The organism is Pleomorphomonas sp. T1.2MG-36, from assembly GCF_950100655.1.
Classification (GTDB): domain Bacteria; phylum Pseudomonadota; class Alphaproteobacteria; order Rhizobiales; family Pleomorphomonadaceae; genus Pleomorphomonas.
Genome location: NZ_CATNLY010000012.1, coordinates 450,740 through 463,267, shown reverse-complemented (window position 1 = coordinate 463,267; position 12,528 = coordinate 450,740). Strand labels below are relative to the sequence as shown.

Annotated in this window: 14 protein-coding genes; 9 read left to right on the top strand and 5 right to left on the bottom strand. The window is 64.6% G+C overall.

The window, feature by feature from the left end; genetic code table 11:
* Positions 1 to 32: 32 nt before the first annotated feature.
* The 4 genes from QQZ18_RS09075 to QQZ18_RS09060 form a co-directional block, all read right to left on the bottom strand.
* Positions 33 to 356 carry an ArsR/SmtB family transcription factor gene (locus QQZ18_RS09075; RefSeq protein WP_284540272.1) on the bottom strand — a complete coding sequence of 108 codons (324 nt, stop codon included), beginning with the start codon at positions 354 to 356 and terminating at the stop codon, positions 33 to 35.
* A 479-nt stretch (positions 357 to 835) separates the two neighbouring features.
* Positions 836 to 1,351, bottom strand: a complete 516-nt coding sequence (locus tag QQZ18_RS09070) for a transglutaminase-like cysteine peptidase (RefSeq protein WP_284540269.1) — start codon at positions 1,349 to 1,351, stop codon at positions 836 to 838.
* A gap of 573 nt (positions 1,352 to 1,924) precedes the next feature.
* Positions 1,925 to 2,542: a PilZ domain-containing protein gene (locus tag QQZ18_RS09065; protein ID WP_284540267.1), complete on the bottom strand. Its 618-nt coding sequence runs from the start codon at positions 2,540 to 2,542 to the stop codon at positions 1,925 to 1,927.
* Between the two features lie 97 nt (positions 2,543 to 2,639).
* The gene (locus QQZ18_RS09060; RefSeq protein ID WP_284540265.1) at positions 2,640 to 3,305 is read right to left on the bottom strand and encodes a PAS domain-containing protein; all 666 of its coding nucleotides are present in this window, start codon (positions 3,303 to 3,305) and stop codon (positions 2,640 to 2,642) included.
* Between the two features lie 483 nt (positions 3,306 to 3,788).
* On the opposite strand from QQZ18_RS09060, the gene QQZ18_RS09055 reads away from it, so the two are divergent.
* From QQZ18_RS09055 to QQZ18_RS09045, 3 genes are all read left to right on the top strand, one after another.
* Positions 3,789 to 4,520: a rhomboid family intramembrane serine protease gene (locus tag QQZ18_RS09055; RefSeq protein ID WP_284540263.1), complete on the top strand. Its 732-nt coding sequence runs from the start codon at positions 3,789 to 3,791 to the stop codon at positions 4,518 to 4,520.
* Between the two features lie 125 nt (positions 4,521 to 4,645).
* Complete coding sequence (locus QQZ18_RS09050) at positions 4,646 to 5,080, top strand: CBS domain-containing protein (protein ID WP_284540261.1); 435 nt, start codon at positions 4,646 to 4,648, stop codon at positions 5,078 to 5,080.
* A 224-nt stretch (positions 5,081 to 5,304) separates the two neighbouring features.
* On the top strand, positions 5,305 to 5,511 hold the full coding sequence (locus QQZ18_RS09045; RefSeq protein WP_284540259.1) for a hypothetical protein: 207 nt from the start codon (positions 5,305 to 5,307) through the stop codon (positions 5,509 to 5,511).
* A 65-nt stretch (positions 5,512 to 5,576) separates the two neighbouring features.
* Here the strand turns inward: QQZ18_RS09045 and QQZ18_RS09040 are convergent, their stop codons facing one another.
* The gene (locus QQZ18_RS09040; RefSeq protein WP_284540257.1) at positions 5,577 to 5,843 is read right to left on the bottom strand and encodes a hypothetical protein; all 267 of its coding nucleotides are present in this window, start codon (positions 5,841 to 5,843) and stop codon (positions 5,577 to 5,579) included.
* A gap of 271 nt (positions 5,844 to 6,114) precedes the next feature.
* On the opposite strand from QQZ18_RS09040, the gene radA reads away from it, so the two are divergent.
* The 6 genes from radA (at position 6,115) to QQZ18_RS09010 (ending at position 12,363) form a co-directional block, all read left to right on the top strand.
* Positions 6,115 to 7,530 (top strand): DNA repair protein RadA, encoded by a 1,416-nt coding sequence (radA, locus tag QQZ18_RS09035; protein WP_284540255.1) that lies wholly within the window; start codon positions 6,115 to 6,117, stop codon positions 7,528 to 7,530.
* Positions 7,531 to 7,652: 122 nt separating this feature from the next.
* Positions 7,653 to 8,348 (top strand): CvpA family protein, encoded by a 696-nt coding sequence (locus QQZ18_RS09030; protein WP_284540253.1) that lies wholly within the window; start codon positions 7,653 to 7,655, stop codon positions 8,346 to 8,348.
* Positions 8,349 to 8,632: 284 nt separating this feature from the next.
* Positions 8,633 to 10,105: an amidophosphoribosyltransferase gene (purF, locus tag QQZ18_RS09025; protein ID WP_284540251.1), complete on the top strand. Its 1,473-nt coding sequence runs from the start codon at positions 8,633 to 8,635 to the stop codon at positions 10,103 to 10,105.
* 22 nt (positions 10,106 to 10,127) lie between these two features.
* Positions 10,128 to 10,859 carry an SDR family NAD(P)-dependent oxidoreductase gene (locus tag QQZ18_RS09020; RefSeq protein ID WP_284540250.1) on the top strand — a complete coding sequence of 244 codons (732 nt, stop codon included), beginning with the start codon at positions 10,128 to 10,130 and terminating at the stop codon, positions 10,857 to 10,859.
* Complete coding sequence (locus QQZ18_RS09015) at positions 10,856 to 11,611, top strand: N-acetylmuramoyl-L-alanine amidase (RefSeq protein ID WP_284540248.1); 756 nt, start codon at positions 10,856 to 10,858, stop codon at positions 11,609 to 11,611. Before QQZ18_RS09020 ends, QQZ18_RS09015 begins: the two co-directional genes overlap by 4 nt.
* Before the next feature lie 149 nt (positions 11,612 to 11,760).
* Positions 11,761 to 12,363, top strand: coding sequence for a lytic transglycosylase domain-containing protein (locus tag QQZ18_RS09010; RefSeq protein ID WP_284540246.1), 603 nt, complete (start codon positions 11,761 to 11,763; stop codon positions 12,361 to 12,363).
* Positions 12,364 to 12,528 lie beyond the last annotated feature (165 nt).

Genomic DNA, 12,528 nt, shown 5'->3' with positions numbered 1-12,528 from the left:
GGTAGTGGAAAACGTCGTCGGCCGGGACCGGATCAGACGAGCAGGCGGTTCAGTCCGGCCAGAAAATCGCCGAGGCGCTGGCGGTGAGCACAGTAGTAGATGGTCCGTCCCTCGCGGCGGGTCAAAACCAAGCCGTCGGACCTGAGGCGGGCGAGCTGTTGTGATACCGCAGGTTGCGGAAGGTCCAGCTTCCGCTCAAGCTCTCCAACCGAGCACTCCTTGTGGGAAATATACACCAGGATGGCCAGACGCTGTTCGTGGGAGAGCGCCCGGACCGTTCGGCAGAGATCGTGAACCAACAACGGAATAACAGCGTTTCCGTCGTCACCTGAATCATTCTGACTTGTATTGTGCATGGCTCAGTTCACCTCGACGCGAGAGGTGCCTTCACTGACAATAAATCGTCAACTGTACGGAAACACAAGGCGAGTCAGAGCCGTTCAGTCGGCTACGATGAGGTAGTCCGATTGTAGATGGTAATTTTAGCGAGTAAATATAACTATGAGAAATAAAGCGAGCGATATGGTGAACAAATTATCAAATGAGGAACTTTCTGGTAGGATTTTAGAAACGGTGATTTTGCGGGAAATATCAACCCTGTAGGCGCCCACCATGTGACGGCGTTTTGCGTCATGCGCGAAATGCTGGGCCCTTCACATGTAAACTCGTAAAATCTGAGGTTGTTTTTGCTCTAGTAAAATTTCTTGAGGAAATCGTCGCGGCGGACTGACGTCGGCCTTACAGCCGAGCGAGGCACCGGTAACGTTTTCGATCGGGATAGAATCGAAACGTCGCCGTGTCCCGGGGGACGCGGCGACGTCAAAGCCGGCTTGGATCACTTCAAGGAGCCGACCAGCGAGGTCCGAGCGTCCTCGATGAGGTCCCAGGCATTGGGATCGCGTGTCGATTGGCGTTTCAGGTAGGTGTAGGGCGTGTCGGCCCACACGAGAATCTTGTCGGTCTTGTTGTCGAGCACCACGTCGCCCCGATTGGTCCGGGCCGTCAGGACGGCATGACCCGAGCCGGTCTCGTCACGCACGACCGTGATCAGCAGCGCGCTTTGCGGCCAGCCCGAGCGGATCAGTTCCCGCCGCTTCTCCAGGACGTAGTCTTCGCAATCGCCCGCCAGCTTGGGGTAGTCCCAGTGTTCCAGGACGCCGTAGATCTCCATGTCGGTGGCCGGCAGGACGGCGGTGTTGACCGCCGTGTTGATCTGGTTCAGCTGGTTCCACACCGCCTGGGTGAGGGAAACGACCTGATCGATGTCTCGCGCGGCCCGGCAATCCGCGGGGTAGGTGGCGCAGAACTGCACATAGCCGACAGGCGGAGCCGCGGCGCCGTGGGTGCTCATCAGTCTTTCCGCCGCCATCGCAGTATTGCTGGCAAGCAAAGCAAAAGCCAATAGAGCCGTTGTCTTTAGCGTCGCGATCTTTTTCATCGTCGTGACGTCTCCCTGTTGTTGTCAGGAGAATGGCACACTTGTTTTTCGGTCACGTGAAATCGCAGATTCAAAACGGACTTATCGAGGAAATGATCTGTTTACGAAAATTTTGATCTTGTTTTAGGGTTTGTTTATATTGTTATCTGTGGGGATATTTACTTTCTATCCACCATGGATCTACGCTCCGGCTCAGCTGTTAACGCATCAACGGTCGATGGGTTGCCCCCGCATGGGCCGGGTTCCGGGAACCTGTCCGACTTCGGCACGGCCGATCAGGGACGCTGCATTAACCTTGCCAGGCGCATGTGTTCGCCAATGGCACAGGTCGATCTGGTGACGGGGGGAAAAGAGGGACGGTACCGGGTTCGCGCGAGGCGCGGACGGGCCGTCATCGGTCCGGTCGAAAGGCGGCCGGACGGTGCGGAAATCGCGGCGTGGTTATCGAAGAGAAAACGGGGAGGGCGGCGGAGGCTCGCCTTCCCGTCAGAGGTTGTTCTTCAGCATGTCCTCGGACTGCAGCATCGCGAATTCCACGGCAATGCCGTCGCCGAAATGGCGGACCACGCGTGCGCGCATGCGACCGAGCGTGATCGAGGTACCGAGCGGCGGTTTGGCGCTGGTGGCGATGGCCGCGCCGGACAGGGACACGTCGATGATCTTGCAGCGGCTTTCCTGGCCGTCGGGCAGCACCAGGTTCGAGAACGGCCGCTGCGGCGTGATACGCTCGTGGCGGCGGTCCTCGGGCAGGCTCAGGGTGTCGCGGTTGGCGAGCCAAGTCAGTTGGGCGGCGAGCCTCTCGCGCTTGCCGGCCGTGGCGTTCACCGTCATGGCAAATCCGCCTTCGAACAGGCGCGTGATCTGCCCCTCGATGCGGCCGACGTGGTCGATATAGGCGACAACCCTTTGTCCGAGCTCGCCGGAAACCGGAGCGATCAGGGCCGCGCCGCCGGGCGACATGTCCTGAACCTGGCAGGGATACTCATTGCGGTTGGGCAACATGAAGCGGCCGAGCACATCGATCTTGACGCGCTGAAACCGCCGACGTTCCGGCTTGGGAAATTTGCTCGCACGAGGAGGCGTCGGAGCCGCGAGGGTTGCCATGCCGCTTTCCACTGGTCGGCCAGACGCGGCCGCTCAGTGCGCAACGCTACGCATCCAACCTTAAGATTGAGTTTAGTGGCCGGTTCTACTGACGTGTTCAGTCGGCCCGACCGCCTTCGATCACCCGGAAGTGACGGAAGGTTCGCCCCGGCAGCATGTGCGGCGCGGGACGACGGCGGTCGATGCTGAGCGCCGGTGGCTCGTGGCGTACCGGCGCGCGCGCATGCGTGCCGTCGACCTTTTCGCTGGTGAGCAGGAAGGCGGGCTTCTCGTCCGGCCAGATCAGCCTGAGGCTCTGCAGAGGCTGGCGGACCACCGGATAGAGGCCGAGCCAATAGGGTTGGTCCATGGGCGCAAAGCAGCCCAGGATGCGCGTGTGGTTCTGCCCCTGGTGCCGAAGCGGCAGGAACATGACCTCCACCGGCATGATCTGGCCGCGGTCGTTGGTGGCATTGAGCCCGAATACGGCGGCGGCGCCGTCCTCGACCACGGCCGCCAGCAGGCAGGCAATGGATTCCCGGTCCTTGCCCGACCAGAAGTCGAGCACGTTGCGCCCCTTCAGCTCGCGGCCATAGGCGGCGCAGATGCGCGTGCCGGCAAGGCGGAAGGAATAGTTATGGCGATCGAGCGCCTCGAGAATGAAAGTGTCGCCCAGAATGCCGCGGATGGCCGCCGGCTCCACTTCGTTGCGCTCCGGCGCCGCCCGATGGCCGCGCAGGTTCGTCCAATAGTCATAAAGTGAACGCGCGACGACGCTTTTCATCGAAATCCCCGCAAGACCAGACCAACCAGGCTTGAACCGCCTGGGGTGGACGAAGCGCCATGCCATTTCGGCACACGGGCAATCCGTCCTAACCCAACCTGACGCCCACAGAGCAGGCCTCGTGCCAGGAGAGGCCCGTTGTCCCCAATCTTCTGTCGTCGGCGGGGACCGGACGCTGACACGCGACGGCCCCTTGAATGGCCGTTTTCCGGCCTTTTGAGGGTAAAAGCGAGCAGTGGTACGGGGTTAACGCCGCTGGGCAGCCTTGGTTACCGGAGGGCCGCGTTTCGCGGCAATCGAGGTTTACGATTGGTTACCGCCGTGATTGCCTTTTTAGTGATTCCCTGATCCCCCGGGTGCCTGCCTCATCGCGGCACTGGCCGGCGCCCGCTGTCTCTTTTTGACGACGCACTGGCACGCCTTCCGCCTTTGCGATAAAGCGCTGTCGTGGCTCGCGGCAAGGCGGGCGTTGGGGAAGCCGCGATGCAAGGTGACAACGACAACCACGAGCCCATGTTCAACCTGCCGCGGGTGATCATGGTCTTCATCCTGCTGTCCGCCGGCATTTTCATTGGCCGGACGTGGTACCTCAGCGGCGACGGGGCGGCGACCTTCCTCCTCACGTTCTGCTTCACCCCGATGCGCTATCATTACCTGACCACGGGCGACGGGTTTCCGGGCGGCTGGGCGGCCGGCCTGTGGAGCCCCTTCACATACGTCTTCCTCAGTCCCACCTTGCAGAGCCTGATCTTCGACATGCTTTGGCTGGCCGCCTTTGGCACGGCGGTGGCGCGCCGGTTCGGGCCCTGGCGCTTCGTTCTCTTCACGGCGGCGGCCGCCGCCATCGGTGCCGGCTTGTTCTGGCTGTTGACCGGAAGCGGAGAGACGGTCCTGCTCGGTCCGAATTTCGTGGTCGCGGCCCTGCTTGGCGCCGCCATCCGCTTCATTTACTCGGCCGGGCTCGCCGGCATCCTGACCATGGGCGGCGACGCGTGGCGTCAGCCGGCCCTCGGCATCGTCGAGATGTGGTCGAACGTCCGCGTGCTGCAACTGCTCGGTTTCATCTTCGCCGCCAACGCGCTTTTCGCCATTCTCTATGCCTCTTCCGGCCTCGACGGTCGGGCGCTGTTGCAGAACGCGCTCGGCTATATTGTCGGCATCCTGCTGTTTTCCTTGTTCGATCCTCGGCCGACCGTCACCGATCGTGCCGGCTAAGGGAAAATCCTTAGATCTACCTTGCCATACCCTTCAATTCACTCCATCCTGTTCAAGGGACGACGGGGAAAGACCGCCGAACAATAGGCGGCCTCCTCGTCACGGAACAAGCTGGAGGGATGGAGATGACAACCGTCAGACAGATTCTGTCCGTCAAGGGCGAAGACGTGGTCACCGGCGACCGGTCGATGACGCTCGGGCAGGCGGTGGCGCGATTGGCCGGCAACAGGATCGGCGCGCTGATTTTCGTCGACGACGAACGCCACGTCATCGGCATTCTGTCGGAACGCGACATCGTCGCGTCTCTGGCGCTGCATGGCTCGCGCGTCCTTGAAGAGCTCGCGACCGCGCATATGACGCGCAAGGTCAGCACCTGCACGCGCGATGATATCGTCGAGGATCTCATGGACATGATGACCGCTGGCCGCTTCCGCCATCTGCCGGTGGTGGAGGACGGAAAACTGGTGGGCATGGTGTCGATCGGCGACGTCGTCAAGCATCGGGTGGCCGACATCGAGCATCAGGCGTCCGAGATCCGGAACTACCTTTTCACGACCTGAGTCCGCCGTTTTCCGGTGGATCCGGGCATGGTTTTCCACGGCTGCGACGCGGAGCCACGGTAAATGGAAAGAAATTCCGTTTTTGTGGCAGGCGGTTAGAACACCATCGCCTTATTACGCATGGCGGTGAGACTGAAATTGGTTGCGCTTCGGCAAGAGGTGATTAAGAATTCCTTCAAGCCCGATCGCTTGGGTGGGCGGCTTCGCAATGACGCGGCGGCCGCATGAACAACGGTTCCGCCGATGGCGGAGCTCATGAACAGGTTGAAACGTTCTGTTTCAGCGACCGTCCGGAAGACGATGCATTCGGCAACCGGCTGGTCGTGAAGACACGAAGGAGACCCGCGATGAGCCTAACCCGTAGCCTCAACACCCTCGTCGTCTGCGCGGCATTTCTGTTCGTCGTCGCCATTGTGGCCGGCGTGATCTGAAGGCGCAGTCCAGCCATTGAGAAGCCGATCGGCGAAGGCCCGCCGGTCGGCTTTTCCTTTGGCGATCAGGCGGCGATGATGATCCGCTCGACCTCGGCGCGGCGGGAGTCGAAGCGGCCGAAGATGCGCGCCGACAGGGCGCGCTCACCCTTCAGGACGATGGTGGCGTTGCCGTCGAACAGGCAGTCGACGGTGCTGATCGTGTTGGAATGCGTTTCGATGCGATCGAGTTCGGGCGCGTCGCCGCCGACGGCGAGGCTCCTCCAGGCCGGCGTGGCCTCGATCTGGAAGCGACGGAGGGCATCGGCGATCATGGTCTTGGTCGGGTTCATGGTGGATCCTTGGCTCCCGGCTACGGGAGAACACATACGCTAGAAGCGTTGTTTGTTGGCTAATGGCGACAAAACTAAGGCGTCGGAGCGCCCTGCGACCTTTGTCGCGCCCCGCGGCGGGCACCGCGCCCAACCCCTTGCCGAGATGCGTGTTTTTCTCTGCCTTGCACGATGTGACGATGTTTTTATGTGGACAAAACAGGAACGTTCGGTCATGTTTCGTCAACCCTCTCCGCAACTATCGCGGACGGAGGTCGGTACCGGAGACGTCATGGCCAAGCGCACCACTCAATTCGTCTGCCAATCCTGCGGCGCCGTCAGCCCGCGCTGGGTGGGCAAGTGCGAGGCGTGCGGCGCCTGGAACTCCTTCGTCGAGGAGGTCGGGGGCGGCGTCGGTATCGGTTCGGCCGTCTTCGGTCAGAAGGGCAGGCCGATGCGCAAGGGGCGCGTCGTTCCGCTGGTGGAGCTCTCGGGCGAGATCGCCCAGACCCCGCGCCTCGAATCGGGCATCGCCGAACTCGACCGCGTCACGGGTGGCGGCTTCGTGCGCGGCTCCGCCCTGCTTGTCGGTGGCGATCCCGGCATCGGCAAGTCGACACTGCTCATCCAGGCGGCGGCGACGCTGGCCCGCAAGGGCGCGCGCGTCGTCTACGTCTCCGGCGAAGAGGCCGTGGCGCAGGTGCGCCTCAGGGCCGAACGGCTGGGCCTTTCCGATGCGCCGGTGGCGCTCGCCGCCGAAACCTCCGTCGAGGACATCCTGACGACGCTGGCCAACGGCCCGGCGCCGGACCTAGTGGTCATCGACTCCATCCAGACGCTGTGGACGGAGGTGGTAGAATCCGGTCCCGGCACCGTGACGCAGGTGCGCACGGCTGCCCAGGCGATGGTCCGCTACGCCAAGGAAAGCGGCGCCACGGTCGTACTCGTCGGCCACGTCACCAAGGACGGTTCCATCGCCGGTCCGCGCGTCGTCGAGCACATGGTCGATGCCGTGCTCTATTTCGAGGGCGACGGCGCCCGACATTTCCGCGTGCTGCGTTCGGTCAAGAACCGTTTCGGCCCCACCGACGAGATCGGCGTTTTCGAGATGACCGGCGGCGGTTTGCGCGAGGTGCCGAACCCGTCGGAACTGTTCATGGGCGAGCGCGACGGCTCGTCGGCTGGCGCCGCCGTCTTCGCCGGCATGGAGGGCACGCGGCCCATGCTCGTCGAGATCCAGGCGCTGGTGGCGCCGACCTCGCTCGGAACGCCGCGCCGCGCCGTCGTCGGATGGGACGGCAGCCGCCTTGCCATGATCCTCGCCGTGCTGGAGGCTCACTGCGGCGTGCGCTTCGGCCAGCACGACGTCTACCTCGCCGTGGCGGGTGGGCTCCGCATCCAGGAGCCCGCGGCCGATCTCGCCGTCGCCGCGGCGCTGGTCTCCTCGCTGGCGGGGACGCCGCTCGGGCACGATTGCGTCTACTTCGGCGAGGTCAGCCTGTCGGGCGCCGTCCGGCCGGTAGCTCATGCCGCTTCCCGACTCAAGGAGGCCGAGAAGCTGGGCTTCGTTCGGGCCGTGGGGCCGAAGCTGACCAGCGGCGAGGCGCCGAACGGGCTGAAGCGGGCGGCCGTCGCCCAACTCGTCGATCTCGTCACGCGCATCGCGGCCGATGGCGCCGGCACGCCACGCCGAGAGCAGCGTGGATAAGCGAGCCGATGCTTCATGTCGTTGCCGTCGTTGATTGAATTTGCGAGTTGGGGCCATTACCGTTAATTCGGTAACGGCGTGAAGGAATCAGGGGCCGGGCTTCAGGCGCCAAAGGGGCAGAGATGTCGATTACGCTACTCGACGGGATCCTCATTGTGGTCATGCTGATCTCGGCGTTGCTCGCCATGATCCGTGGCTTCGTGCGCGAGGTGCTGTCGATCGCCGCCTGGGTCGCCGCCGCCATCGCCGCGTTCCTGCTCTACGACGACGTCCTGCCGTTCGTTCAGCCGCATATTTCGCAGAAGCAGCTGGCGCTGGTGGCGTCGGCCGGCGGCGTCTTCGTGCTGACGCTGATCATCGTCAGCTTCATCACCATGCGCATCTCCGACTACGTGCTCGACAGCCGCATCGGGCCGCTCGACCGCACGCTGGGGTTTGTGTTCGGCGCGGCGCGCGGACTGCTCCTCGTCGTCGTCGGCATGCTGTTCTTCAACTGGTTCATCCATGACGAGGCCTCGCAGCCGGCCTGGGTGGCGCAGGCGAAGTCGCGGCCCTTGCTCAACGCCCTCGGCGCCCAGTTGATGGCGGCGCTGCCCGAAGATCCCGAAAAGCAGATCCTCGACCAGTTCCAGAACCCGAGCGTCGACGACGGATCCGCCGTTCCCGATGGCGAGGACGCGCAGCCGCCAGCCGACGATGCGGCGCCCGGTGGTGCTGCCCCTGGCGCGGCCCCGGCTCCCAATGACGGCGCCTACCGGCAGGGCGAGCAGAACGGTCTCGATCAGCTCATCCAGTCGACCACGTCGCCCAAGCCATGAGCCGCCTTTTGGCAACGATATGCGAATGCGTCGGATCCGTCCGGCGCATTTGACGTTTTGAACACAGCGCCGAATGCATTATATGCCTGCCTGCGCGATGGTCTTCGGGCGTCCACGTCCTCTCGACGGGTTCGCGCGCCGCCGATGCGGAATCCGGCTGATCGAGTCGGCTTTTGCTTTTGCCTCTCGGAAAGTCCCGCCTGACGCCGGATTTTTCGGCATCCCCGGCCTTGCGAAGCAAGCCGCCGGGATCAGATGAAATCTCGAAAGTGGGTAGGCCGACCATGGACGATTTCACCCTCAGCCCATTCGCTGCCGCCGACGATGACGACCGTTTCCACGAGGAATGCGGCGTGTTCGGCGTGTTCGGCGTGGAAAACGCCTCGGCGCTCGCGGCGCTGGGCCTGCACGCCCTGCAGCATCGCGGCCAGGAGGCGGCCGGCATCACCACCTTCGACGGCAAGGAGTTCTATACCGAGCGGCATATCGGCCTCGTCGGCGACAACTTCACCAAGGCCAAGGTGCTTGCCCGCCTGCCGGGCGACCGGGCGATCGGCCACACCCGCTATTCCACCACCGGCGGCTCCGGCCTCAGGAACGTTCAGCCGCTTTACGCCGAGCTGTCGGCCGGCGGCTTCGCGCTCGCCCACAACGGCAACCTGACCAACGCCATGACCATCCAGCGCGATTTGCAGCGCCGGGGAGCCATCTTCCAGTCGACCTCGGATACCGAAACCATTCTGCATCTGGTGGCCACCAGCCAGAAGGCGGCGCTGGTCGACAAGGTGGTCGACGCGCTGCGCACCGTCGAAGGCGCCTATTCCATCGTCTGCATGAGCCAGGAGAAGATGATCGGCTGCCGCGATCCGTTCGGCATCCGTCCCCTGATTCTCGGCGATCTCGACGGCGCGGCCATTCTCGCCTCCGAGACCTGCGCCCTCGATATCATCGGCGCCCATTTCGTGCGCGAGATCGAGCCGGGCGAAATGGTGGTGATCACCGAGCGCGGCATCGAAAGCCTGCGTCCGTTCGACCGGCGGCCGTCGCGCTTCTGCATCTTCGAGTATGTCTATTTCGCCCGGCCGGACTCGGTCTACGCCGGCACGTCGGTCTATCAGGTGCGGAAGCGCATCGGCGCCGAGCTGGCTCGGGAGACGCCGGCCGATGCCGACGTGGTGATCCCCGTCCCCGACAGCGGCACCCCGGCGGCCATCGGTTTCGCCGAGGCGTCCGGCATCCCCTTCGATTTCGGCATCATCCGCAATCACTACGTCGGCCGCACCTTCATCTCGCCGACCGACACCATCCGCCACATGGGCGTCAAGCTGAAGCACAACGCCAACCGCACGGTGATCGAGGGCAAGCGCATCGTTCTGGTCGACGACAGCATCGTGCGCGGCACCACGTCGCTCAAGATCGTGCAGATGATGCGCGAGGCCGGCGCGGCGGAAGTGCACATGCGCATCGCCTCGCCGCCGACCACCGATTCCTGCTTCTACGGCGTCGACACGCCGGAAAAGGGCAAGCTCCTGGCGTCGCGCATGTCGATCGAGGAGATGACGCGCTACATCCAGGTGGACAGCCTCGGCTTCCTGTCGATCGATGGCCTCTACCGCGCCGTCGGGTCCGCCGCCCGCGACAACGAGATGCCGCAGTACTGCGACGCCTGCTTTACCGGCGAATACCCGACCGCGCTGACCGACGCCTCCGGTTCCGGCCCGGTGCGGCAGCTTTCGCTTCTGGCCGACGCCGGCTGACCGCGCACCTGAGGGGAAGAGGGTGACCGAAAAACGCATCGTTGTTGTGACCGGCGCCTCGCGCGGCATCGGTTACGAGGCAGCCCTGGCGCTTGGTCGCGCCGGATGGCATGTCGTCGCCGTCGCTCGCACTCAGGGCGGGCTCGAGGAACTCGACGACGCCATCCGCGATGTCGGCGGATCGGCGTCGCTGGTGCCGCTCGATCTTGCCGACCCCGCCCGCATCGACGAGCTGGGCGCCGCTCTCAACCAACGTTTCGGCCGTATCGACGCGCTCCTCGGCAATGCCGGCCTTCTGGGCGGCCTGGCGCCCGTCGGGCACATCGACCCGAAGAAGTGGGATCAGGCCTTCGCCGTCAACGTCACGGCCAATTACCGGCTGATCCGCTCTTTCGATCCGCTCCTTCGCCAGTCGCCGGCCGGCCGCTGCCTGTTCATTTCATCGGCCGCCGCCTGGAAGGGCGCTCCGTTCTGGGGGCTCTACGCCTCCTCGAAGGCGGCGCTCAACGCACTCGCCCTGGCCTATGCCGAGGAAGTCAAGAACTTCGGCATTGCCGTCAACCTCCTCAACCCCGGACCGCTTCGGACGCGCATGCGCGCCCAGGCCATGCCCGGCGAGGACCCGGACACGCTCGCAACCCCGGCCGACCTTGCGCCCCACATCGTCTCCATCCTGGAGGCGACCGACGGGCGGACCGGTGCGCTCTACGACTATCCGACGCTCTCGTGGATGAAGCTGCAGCCCCCGCAATGAGCCCACATGACATCGATCGCGCTTGGTCCTCGCCCAACTCCGGGCACAGGCCGCCGGGAAGCGCCATCGATCATCTGGTTCTGCACTACACCGGCATGCGCTCGGAGGAGGGCGCCCGCGACTGGCTGTGTGACCCGCGCTCGCAGGTCTCCAGCCACTACGTGGTGTTCGAGGACGGCCGCGTCTTCCAACTGGTCGACGAGAGCCGCCGTGCCTGGCACGCCGGTCGCTCCTTCTGGCGGGGCCTCACCGATCTCAACTCGCGGTCCATCGGCATCGAGATCGCCAATCCCGGTCACGAGTTCGGTTATCGTCCGTTTCCGGACCGGCAGATTGAGGCGGTAATCGGGCTTTGCCGGTCGATCTTCGCCCGCCACTTCATCCCTCCGCACCAGGTGCTCGCCCACTCGGATGTGGCCCCTGACCGCAAGGAAGATCCGGGCGAACTGTTCCCTTGGGAATGGTGCGCCGCCTTTGGCATCGGCCTTTGGGTACCGTCTGCTCCGCTCGACCACGGGGACGCTCCGGCACTCGGCGAGGAGGGTGGCAAGGTCCTGGAGTTGCAGACGCTTCTCGCCGATGTCGGCTTCGACGTGCCGCCGAGCGGCGTCTTCGATGACACCACCGAGACGGCCGTTCGCGCCTTTCAGCGCCACTGGCGGCCGGCGCTCATCGACGGCCGGGCGGACGCGTCGACGCTCGATACGCTGGCGCGCGTCGCCGCCGTTTTCGAGGCGTCCCGGGCGTCCTGAAGCTTCGCCGGCTGCGCGATCAATGCGGCCAAGATCGGGACCATTTCGCGGCTGCATGGCTGCCATGCGCCACATTGGCGGCCCTGCATGGCCCGATTTGTCGGTCAGTTCCTTGCCCACCGCTGGGAGGGCAATGGAATAGAGACCGCATGACCCCGATCAAGACGTTTGCAGCTGCCACCATTCTTTTCGGCATCTTCGTTCCGCCGGCCATGGCCGACACCGCACGCTCCGGCAAGGCCGATGTGCCAGCCGCCGCCACCGTTGCCGACGACGGCAAGCCCGACAACATCTACGAACTGCTGTTCGGCACCAAGGCCAAGACCGACACCGTCACGACCGAGACGTTCGACACCTCCGCTCCGAAGGGAGGGGCAAGCGCCGCCCTGCGCGGCCGCATCGCCGCCCATGCCAAGGCCGCCGGCCTGCCGCCCGAATTGGCCGAAGCGGTGATCCGCCACGAGAGCCGCTTCAATCCCAAGGCGCGTGGTCGCCACGGCGAGATCGGCCTCATGCAGATCAAGCCGCAGACCGCCCGTGGTCTCGGCTATTCCGGCACCGCTGCCGGCCTCTACGACGTCGAAACCAATCTCAAGTGGGGCATGGCCTACCTGGCCGGCGCCTACAAGCTGGCCGGCGGCGATACCTGCGGCACCATTCTCCGCTACAACGCCGGCCACGGCGCGACGCGCATGAACCGCACGTCCCGCGCCTACTGCTCGGAAGTGACCACCTACGTCGCCTCGCTCTGAAGCCGCGTCTTGCGGCTTCCGGCGCCAAGCGGCGCCCGCGCGCAGCGCGAAAGCCAAAGGCCGGAGGCCTGCCGGCGATTGAGGCTGATAACCGAAGCCGCGTCTTGCGGCTTCCGGCGCCAAGCGGCGCCTGCGCGCAGCGCGAAAGCCAAGGCGCGGAGCGCT